Source organism: Pseudomonas sp. GYB4201 (assembly GCF_056312595.1).
The window spans coordinates 49,152-57,683 of the sequence record NZ_JBWGIG010000025.1 but is presented as its reverse complement, the minus strand read 5'-3'; the positions used below and the strand labels follow the sequence as shown (position 1 = coordinate 57,683).

Genomic DNA, 8,532 nt, shown 5'->3' with positions numbered 1-8,532 from the left:
GTAGGAGCCGGCCTTGGCCGCGATGACGCCCGTAAGCGCACATCGCGGCCAAGGCCGGCTCTACCACAAGCGGACGTTTACCAGAACCGCTGCTGGCTGACCTTCTCCCACACCTTCCCCGCCACGTGCTCGACCGAATGGCTCGCCGCCAGGCCTACGCGTTCCTGCAGGCTTTTGCGCTCGGCGTAGTGCAGGTGGAACACCTCGGCCTGTTTGGCGCGCTCGGCCAGGTATTCGTCGCTGGTCTTGAGTTCGTCCACCAGCTGTTTCTCCAGCGCCGCCACGCCCAGCCACACTTCACCGGTGGCCACTTCGTCGATCGGCAGCTGCGGGCGGTAACGGGCGACGAAGTTCTTGAACAGGCGGTGGGTGATGTCCAGGTCTTCCTGGAACTTCTCCCGGCCCTTCTCAGTGTTTTCGCCAAACACGGTCAGGGTGCGCTTGTATTCGCCGGCGGTCAGCACTTCAAAGTCGATGTCATGCTTCTTCAGCAGCTTGTTGACGTTGGGCAACTGGGCCACGACGCCGATCGAGCCGAGGATGGCGAACGGCGCGCTGATGATCTTCTCGCCGATGCACGCCATCATGTAGCCGCCGCTGGCGGCCACCTTGTCGATGCACACGGTCAGCGGCACGCCGGCCTGGCGGATGCGCGCCAGTTGCGAGCTGGCCAGGCCATAGCTGTGCACCATGCCGCCGCCGCTTTCCAGGCGCAGCACCACTTCGTCCTTGGCCGTGGCCAGGGTCAGCAGCGCGGTGATCTCGTGGCGCAGGCTCTCGGTGGCCGAGGCCTTGATGTCGCCGTCGAAGTCGAGCACGAACACCCGCGGCTTGGCCTCGGCTTTCTTCTTGCCCTTTTTCTCGGCCTTGGCTTCCTGCTTGCGCAGGGCCTTGAGCTGGTCCTTGTCCAGCAGGGTCGATTCCAGGCGCTCGCGCAGGCCCTTGTAGAAATCGTTGAGCTTGCTCACCTGCAACTGGCCGGCTGTCTTGCGGCGCCCCTTGCCGCGCTGGGCGGCGATGGCGGTCAACACCACGATGATCGCCAGGACCAGGGTGACGGTCTTGGCGAGAAAACTCGCGTACTCGGAGAGAAACTCCACGGGGGGTACCTCAAAGGCTTCAAAGGGTCATTCTACGGGGAGGATCTGGCGGGTGTCTAACTCTTGGAATCAGGTGGTCGCGACGCGAATCTTCGCTCGGACAATCAAAGGCGTACAAGGTGATCCCACAGGCGTGGATTGGCCCGAAACAGACCGTAGGAGCCGACCTTGGTCGCGATGCCCCGCGCGGGCGGCGCGCGGTCTCGAGAGCGCCGAGCAAACCCAAGACATGCAGCCTGTCGCCGCTACCGTCGACGGAGGATTCCAGAGGTGCCTGTCGATGTTGTGGTGGCGATCTCAAGATCGAGCGCCGCCCGCGCGGCGCATCGCGAGCAAGCTCGGCTCCTACCGTTTGTTTCGGGCCAGTCATGCCCTTGGCATTGCCTTGTCCGCCTGCGATTGCCTGGCGTAGGGGCTGCAGAATGGCAATTCAAACAAGCGTATGTTTTTTCATTGACAGGCCCCCGGCATCCTCATAACCTCCAAGGCACTTTCAACGTACCGGGACGACGCGGACGTGGGCAGCATCTATCTGATTCGACATGGCCAGGCCAGCTTCGGCGCTGATGACTACGACGTGCTGTCGCCGCTGGGCATGCGCCAGGCGCAGGTCCTGGGCGCGCACCTGGCTGACCTGGGCCTGCACCTGGACCGCTGCGTGGCCGGCAGCCTACGGCGCCAGCAGGCCACCGCGCACCTGGCGCTGGAAGCCATGGGCGTGGCCGACCTGGCGGTGGAGACCGACCCGGCGTTCAACGAATTCGACGCCGAGGCGGTGATCCGCGCGCTACTGCCCGACCTGCTGCCCGACGAGCCCGAGGCGCTGCACATCCTGCGCAACGCGGCGCACAACCGCGGCGAGTTCCAGCGCCTGTTCGCGCTGCTGATGGGGCGTTGGCACGGCGGCCAGCACCCAACCCCGGAAACCGAAAGCTGGGCGGCCTTCGTCGCCCGCGTCGAAGCCGGCCTGCAGCGCCTGCTGGCCCAGGCTGGCAGCGGCACCAACATCGCCGTGTTCACCTCGGGCGGCACCATCGCCGCCCTGCTGCACCTGATTACCGGCGTGTCTGCCGCCCAGGCTTTCGAGCTGAACTGGCAGATCGTCAACACCTCGCTCAGCCAGCTGAAATTCCGCGGCCGCGAGGTAGCCCTGGCTTCCTTCAACAGTCACACTCACCTGCAACTGCTGAAGGCGCCGGAGTTCATCACCTACCGATGAGCCCGGCCCACTGCAATACCTGTCGTTAGCCCCATTGAGAAAAAGGATCGAAGCATGAGCACCCTAGAGAAAGCCCAAGAAGCAATGCAGGCCAAGTTCGACCCGTCCGCCGCTGCCGGCCTGGACCTGGTCTTCGGCTTCCGCATCGACGACACCAAGAACTTCTCGCTGGTGGTGAAGGACAAGACCTGCCAACTGCTGCAGGGCGAAAACCCTGACGCCCAGGTGACCCTGGTGATGGACGAGGAAACCCTGAAGGGCATCGTCAGCGGCGAGACCGACGGCATGCAGGCCTTCATGGGCGGCAAGCTGCGCGCCGAAGGCGACATGATGCTGGCGATGAAGCTGAGCGAACTGTTTCCAGGCTGATACATCTCTGGTAACAAAAAAGCACCCGGCTCAATAGCCGGGTTCTTTTTGCCTGCCACAACCGCGTAGCAGCTGCCGCAGGCTGCGTCACTCTCCAGCACTCCACCCCGATATTTCGGGCATGAAAAACAGCGGACGCCGCCTGGCGGCAGCTGTTACGGGGCGCATTTCAATGCAAAGGCTTTGCCAATTGCGGAGATAAATTTTCGGGGAAAACTATCCAAAATGATGGCCCCTGTATTCAATAATAAGTCTCATTATGTTACAAGTTAGCATCCTTCTTAAGATTGTGGTGCGAAGTGCTGGTTCCATTTTTGATCATGCTGCGCGAAGGGATTGAAGCCGCGCTCATCGTTGGCATCATTGCCAGTTACCTGAAGCAGACCGGTCGCGGTCAGTGGATGCCTGCCGTGTGGATCGGCGTGTTCCTGGCGGCCGCCCTGGCGCTGCTGGTCGGCGGCGGCCTGGAAATGGTCAGCGCCGAGTTCCCGCAGAAGCAGCAGGAGCTGTTCGAAGGCGTGGTCGGCCTGGTGGCCGTGGCCATCCTCAGCTCCATGGTGTTCTGGATGCGCAAGGTGGCCCGCTCCATCAAGCACGCCCTGCACGAGTCCCTGGACCAGGCCCTGGCCGGCTCCAACAACCAGGTCTTCGCCCTGATCGCCATGGTGTTCTTCGCCGTGGCGCGTGAATCGCTGGAAACCGTGTTCTTCCTGCTGGCCGTGTTCCAGCAGAGCGAAGGCGCCGGCGCGCCACTGGGCGCCCTGCTGGGCCTGATCGTCGCCGTGGCCGTGGGCATGGCCATCTATAGCGGCAGCATGCGCCTGAACCTGGCCATGTTCTTCCGCTGGACCGGCCTGTTCATCCTGGTGGTGGCCGCCGGCATCCTGGCCAACTCGGTGCGCTCGCTGCACGAAGCCGGCCTGTGGAACCACCTGCAGGACGTGGTGTTCGACATCAGCGCCATCCTGCCCATGGACGGCCCGACCGGCTCGGTGCTGGCCGGCATGTTCGGCTATCAGGACGCGCCAACCGTCAGCGTGCTGGGCGCCTACCTGTTCTACCTGGTCTTCGCCCTGGTGATCTTCTTCCTGCCGGCCAGCGCCCCCGTGGGCCGCAAGCCAGCTCCCGCTACTCACTCCTAAGGCTTTTTCAGTCAATGTCCAATCAAGCCCCAGGCCTGTCGCCGCGCGTCCTGCGCGCGGCCGTGGCCGGCTCCGTGGTGGTGATGCTCGCCGCCGGCGCACTGTTCTACTACGCCTCCCAGGTGGCCTCGTCCAAGCGCCAGGCCAACCATGACGAAATCGTCGTCAACATTCACCCGCACAGCTGCGAGCCCAACGCCCTGACCGTACCGGCCGGCCGTGCCAGCTTCCGCATCGTCAACAAGTCGGAACGCGCCGTGGAATGGGAAATCCTCGACGGCGTGCTGGTGGTGGAAGAGCGCGAGAACATCACCCCGGGCATGAGCCAGGTGATCAACGCCAACCTGGCGCCCGGCGACTACGCCATCACCTGCGGCCTGCTGAGCAACCCGCGCGGCACCCTCAAGGTCACCCCTACCGCCGAGTCCGACGCCAACGCCAAGGCCCGTCCGTCGATGGTGGCCTTCGTCGGCCCGCTGTCTGAATTCCGCGTGTACCTGAGCCTGCAGGGCAGCGCCCTGGTGCGCGCCGTGGACACCCTGAACCAGGCCATCACCGCCGGTGACCTGGCTGCCGCCCGCGCCGCCTATGTGCCGGCCCGCGTTGCCTACCAGGGCCTGGCTGCCGCCTCACAGCGCTTCTCCGAGCTGGACAACGGCATCAACGCCCGCGCCGACTACTACGAGAAACGCGAGCAGGACCCAGGCTTCGGCGGCTTCCACCGCATCGAATACGGCCTGTTCCAGCAGCAGAGCCTGGACGGCCTGGCGCCGGTGGCACAGAAGCTGGCCAGCGACGTCGCCGAGCTGAAAACCCAGCTGCTGGCGCAGAACCTGCCGCCAGAGCAGCTTGTCGGGATTGTTGCGCGCAACCTGCACAGCCTGGCCGACGTGCGCACCAACGGCGAGGAAGAGCGCTACAGCCACGCCGACCTGAACGGTTTCGCCGCCAACCTGGCTGCCGCCCGCAAGGTGGTCGACCTGCTGCGCCCGGTGCTGGCCAAGTCCGCCGCCGACCTGCTGGTGAAGATTGACGCCGCCTCTGCTGACCTGGACAGCCAGCTGACCAGCCTGCGCGACGGCGACAGCTACCTCTCGTATGACAAGGTCGGCCCGGATCAGCGCAAGCAGATCGCCGACAAGGCCAAGGCACTGGCCGACGCACTCGACGGAATCGATCCCGCCCTCGGCCTTTCGGCCCTGTAAAGACAGACGACGACACTGATGAGCGATACCAAGAACAGCAACACCCCGGTCGACGCGCAACGCCGTCGCGTGCTGATGGGCATGGGCGCCGCCGGCGTCGCCCTGGCCGGCAGCGCCCTGAGCTGCCCGGCCATGGCCGCCGCCCAGGCGCAGGTGGCCGAAGCGCCGAAAAGCGAAAAGACCCAGGACCGCCACGACTACCATGGCCAGCACCAGAGCGGCATCGTCACGCCGCGCCCGGCAGCCGGCATGATGGTGGCCTTCGACGTGCTGGCCAGCGACCGCAAGGACCTGGAGCGGATGTTCAAGCTGCTGGACAGCCGCATCAAATTCCTGATGACCGGCGGCGAAGTCGAGCAGGTAGACCCCAAGCTGCCGCCGGTGGACTCGGGCATCCTCGGCCCGGTCGTGACCCCGGACAACCTGACCATCACCGTGTCGGTGGGCGCTTCGCTGTTCGACGAGCGCTTCGGCCTGGAACACGCCAAGCCCAAGCACCTGATACAGATGGTCGGTTTCCCCAACGACGCCCTGGAGCCGGGCCTGTGCCACGGCGACCTGACCCTGCAATTCTGCTCCAACACGCCGGACACCAACATCCACGCCCTGCGTGACATCGTCAAGAACATGCCCGACCTGCTGCTGGTGCGCTGGAAGCAGGAAGGCACCGTGCCTGCGCAGGCGCCGAAGAAGGCCGACGCCCCCGCCGAGAGCGCGCGCAACTTCCTCGGTTTCCGCGACGGCTCGGCCAACCCGGACTCCAACGATAACAAGGCCATGGACGCCATTGTCTGGGTACAACCGGGCAGCGAAGAGCCGGCCTGGGCCGCCAACGGCAGCTACCAGGCCGTGCGCCTGATCCGCAACTTCGTCGAGCGCTGGGACCGTACCCCGCTGCAGGAACAGGAAAGCATCTTCGGCCGCAAGAAGACCACCGGTGCACCGTTCGACGGCGCTACCGAGCACGACGTGCCCGACTACCACAAGGACCCGGCCGGCAAGCTCACGCGCCTGGACTCGCACATCCGCCTGGCCAACCCGCGCACCCCCGAGTCCCAGGCCAACCTGATCCTGCGTCGCCCGTTCAACTACTCCAACGGCGTGAACAAGAACGGCCAGCTGGACATGGGCCTGCTGTTCATCTGTTACCAGGCCAACCTGGAAAAAGGTTTCATCACCGTGCAGACCCGCCTCAACGGCGAGCCGCTGGAGGAATACCTCAAGCCCATGGGCGGCGGTTATTTCTTCACCCTGCCGGGGGTAAAAGACGACCAGGACTACATCGGTCGTTCGCTGCTGCAAGCTACCAAAACCAAAAACGCTTAAGTCTTTGACACCATCGGGGATCCCTTTCATGAAGAAGTCGCCACTCGCTTTGCTGCTGTCGCTTGGCCTGCTCCACGCACCGGTCTCGGCCTTCGCCGCCGACAACTCCCCGCTGGACTTGGTTCAGCCGATCTCGGACTACAAGATCTACGTGACCGAAGAGCTGGACAAACTGGGCGCCGAAACCCAGAAGTTCACCGACGCCATCAAGAAAGGCGACCTGGAAACGGCCAAGAAGCTGTACGCCCCGACTCGCGTGCACTATGAGTCCATCGAGCCGATCGCCGAGCTGTTCAGCGACCTCGACGCCTCGATCGACTCCCGCGTCGACGACCACGAGAAAGGCGTGACCGCCGAAGACTTCACCGGCTTCCACCGCCTGGAGTACAGCCTGTACTCGGAAAAGACCACCAAGGGCCTGGAAGGCCTGGCCGACAAGCTGAACACCGACGTCAAGGACCTGCAGGCCCGTGTGGCCGGCCTGACCTTCCCGCCTGAGAAAGTCGTGGGCGGCGCTGCCGCACTGATGGAAGAAGTGGCGGCCACCAAGGTGTCCGGTGAAGAAGACCGTTACAGCCACACCGACCTGTACGACTTCCAGGGCAACGTTGACGGCGCGAAGAAAATCTTCGACCTGTTCCGCCCACAAGTGGCCAAGAAAGACGCGGCCTTCGTGAGCAAGGTCGACAAGAACTTCGCCACCGTGGACAAGATCCTGGCCAAGTACAAGACCAAGGACGGCGGCTACGAGACCTATGACAAGGTCAAGGACGCTGACCGCAAGGCGCTGATCGGCCCGGTCAACACCCTGGCCGAAGATCTGTCCACCCTGCGTGGCAAGCTGGGCCTGAACTAAGCCCCTCCCCTGTAGCAGCGGCCACCAGGCCGCGTCCCAGGCGCCGCGGTACAGCTGATGTACCGCGTGAAGGCTGGACGCGGCCTGGCGGCCGCTGCTACGGGGGATCTACAATCCGCGCTGTTGATCCCTCTGCAACACCCCCGCCTATAACGCCCTCCTCCCCTTGTCCGCTGCCCTGCCGCGCATTAGATTGTTCAATGATCTGACGCCTCCAGAATAAGCAAAAGGGATAACCATGGCGCTTACCGACCAGTCCACTGCCGTGCGCAGCGGTGAAGAGCTCGATGCCGCACGTATCGACCCGTACCTCAAGGCGCACATTCCCGGCCTTGCCGGCACACCGGTGATCAGCCAGTTCCCCGGCGGCGCGTCGAACCTGACGTACCTGGTGAAATACCCCGAACAGGAATTCGTCCTGCGCCGGCCGCCGTTCGGCCACAAGGCCAAGTCGGCCCACGACATGGGCCGCGAGTACCGCATCCTCAACCAGCTCAACGCCGGCTTCCCGTACTGCCCCAAGGCCTACGTGCACTGCACCGACGAGTCGGTGATCGGCGCCGAGTTCTACGTGATGGAGCGGGTCAACGGCATCATCCTGCGCTCCGAGATCCCCGCCGAGCTGGGCCTGGACGCCGGCAAGACCCGCGCCCTGTGCCACAGTTTCATCGACAAGTTCGTCGACCTGCACCAGGTGGACTACCAGGCCTGCGGCCTGGGCGACCTGGGCAAGCCCGAGGGCTACGTGGCCCGGCAGATCAGCGGCTGGAGCGACCGCTACGACAAGGCCCGCACCCCCGACGCGCCAGCCTGGGACACGGTCAAGGCCTGGCTGGCCGACAAGCAGCCGGCCGACCACGCCAGGCCGGCCATCGTCCACAACGACTACCGCTTCGACAACGTCATCCTCGACGCCCGCGACCCGATGCAGATCATCGGCGTGCTGGACTGGGAACTGACTACCCTGGGCGACCCGCTGATGGACCTGGGCAACACCCTGGCCTACTGGGTGCAGGCCGACGACCCGGCGCCGGTGCAACTGATGCGCCGCCAGCCCAGCCACGCGCCGGGCATGCTCACCCGCCGCGAGTTCGTCGACTACTACGCCGAGCGCGCGGGCATCCGCATCGACAACTTCGACTTCTACTACACCTATGGCCTGTTCCGCCTGGCCGGCATCGTGCAGCAGATCTACTACCGCTTCTTCCACGGCCAGACCCAGGACAAGCGCTTCGCCCAGTTCATCCACATGAACAAGCTGCTGGAACAGATGAGCCTGAACGTCATCAAGCACTCCACCCTGTAAGGAAACCGA

8 protein-coding genes are annotated in these 8,532 nt (G+C 64.4%); 7 read left to right on the top strand and 1 reads right to left on the bottom strand.

The window, feature by feature from the left end; all coding sequences use genetic code 11:
- Window positions 1-77 precede the first annotated feature (77 nt).
- Window positions 78-1,100, bottom strand: coding sequence for a protease SohB (gene sohB / locus AC0Z2B_RS21890; RefSeq protein ID WP_416425419.1), 1,023 nt, complete (start codon window positions 1,098-1,100; stop codon window positions 78-80).
- A gap of 517 nt (window positions 1,101-1,617) precedes the next feature.
- Between sohB and AC0Z2B_RS21885 the strand changes: the two genes are divergently transcribed.
- The 7 genes from AC0Z2B_RS21885 to AC0Z2B_RS21855 all read left to right on the top strand — a co-directional run bounded on the left by AC0Z2B_RS21885 (window position 1,618) and on the right by AC0Z2B_RS21855 (window position 8,523).
- Window positions 1,618-2,319 carry a histidine phosphatase family protein gene (locus tag AC0Z2B_RS21885; RefSeq protein WP_476299366.1) on the top strand — a complete coding sequence of 234 codons (702 nt, stop codon included), beginning with the start codon at window positions 1,618-1,620 and terminating at the stop codon, window positions 2,317-2,319.
- Window positions 2,320-2,373: 54 nt separating this feature from the next.
- Window positions 2,374-2,688, top strand: a complete 315-nt coding sequence (locus AC0Z2B_RS21880) for an SCP2 sterol-binding domain-containing protein (RefSeq protein WP_416425421.1) — start codon at window positions 2,374-2,376, stop codon at window positions 2,686-2,688.
- 299 nt (window positions 2,689-2,987) lie between these two features.
- Complete coding sequence (gene efeU / locus AC0Z2B_RS21875; protein WP_416425422.1) at window positions 2,988-3,830, top strand: iron uptake transporter permease EfeU; 843 nt, start codon at window positions 2,988-2,990, stop codon at window positions 3,828-3,830.
- Window positions 3,831-3,844: 14 nt separating this feature from the next.
- Window positions 3,845-5,035 (top strand): iron uptake system protein EfeO, encoded by a 1,191-nt coding sequence (gene efeO / locus AC0Z2B_RS21870; RefSeq protein ID WP_476299364.1) that lies wholly within the window; start codon window positions 3,845-3,847, stop codon window positions 5,033-5,035.
- Window positions 5,036-5,053: 18 nt separating this feature from the next.
- Window positions 5,054-6,361: an iron uptake transporter deferrochelatase/peroxidase subunit gene (gene efeB, locus AC0Z2B_RS21865; protein WP_416425424.1), complete on the top strand. Its 1,308-nt coding sequence runs from the start codon at window positions 5,054-5,056 to the stop codon at window positions 6,359-6,361.
- 28 nt (window positions 6,362-6,389) lie between these two features.
- A complete protein-coding gene (efeO, locus tag AC0Z2B_RS21860) occupies window positions 6,390-7,217 on the top strand; it encodes an iron uptake system protein EfeO (RefSeq protein ID WP_416425425.1) in 828 nt (275 codons plus the stop codon).
- Between the two features lie 238 nt (window positions 7,218-7,455).
- On the top strand, window positions 7,456-8,523 hold the full coding sequence (locus AC0Z2B_RS21855) for a phosphotransferase family protein (protein WP_476299362.1): 1,068 nt from the start codon (window positions 7,456-7,458) through the stop codon (window positions 8,521-8,523).
- Window positions 8,524-8,532: the final 9 nt, after the last annotated feature.

What these genes read in the sequence shown, in the direction of transcription:
- AC0Z2B_RS21880 (WP_416425421.1), top strand. Translation starts at nt 2,374, where the DNA reads ATGAGCACCCTAGAGAAAGCCCAAGAAGCAATGCAGGCCAAGTTCGAC.
- efeO (WP_476299364.1), top strand. Translation starts at nt 3,845, where the DNA reads ATGTCCAATCAAGCCCCAGGCCTGTCGCCGCGCGTCCTGCGCGCGGCC.
- efeB (WP_416425424.1), top strand. Translation starts at nt 5,054, where the DNA reads ATGAGCGATACCAAGAACAGCAACACCCCGGTCGACGCGCAACGCCGT.
- efeO (WP_416425425.1), top strand. Translation starts at nt 6,390, where the DNA reads ATGAAGAAGTCGCCACTCGCTTTGCTGCTGTCGCTTGGCCTGCTCCAC.
- AC0Z2B_RS21855 (WP_476299362.1), top strand. Translation starts at nt 7,456, where the DNA reads ATGGCGCTTACCGACCAGTCCACTGCCGTGCGCAGCGGTGAAGAGCTC.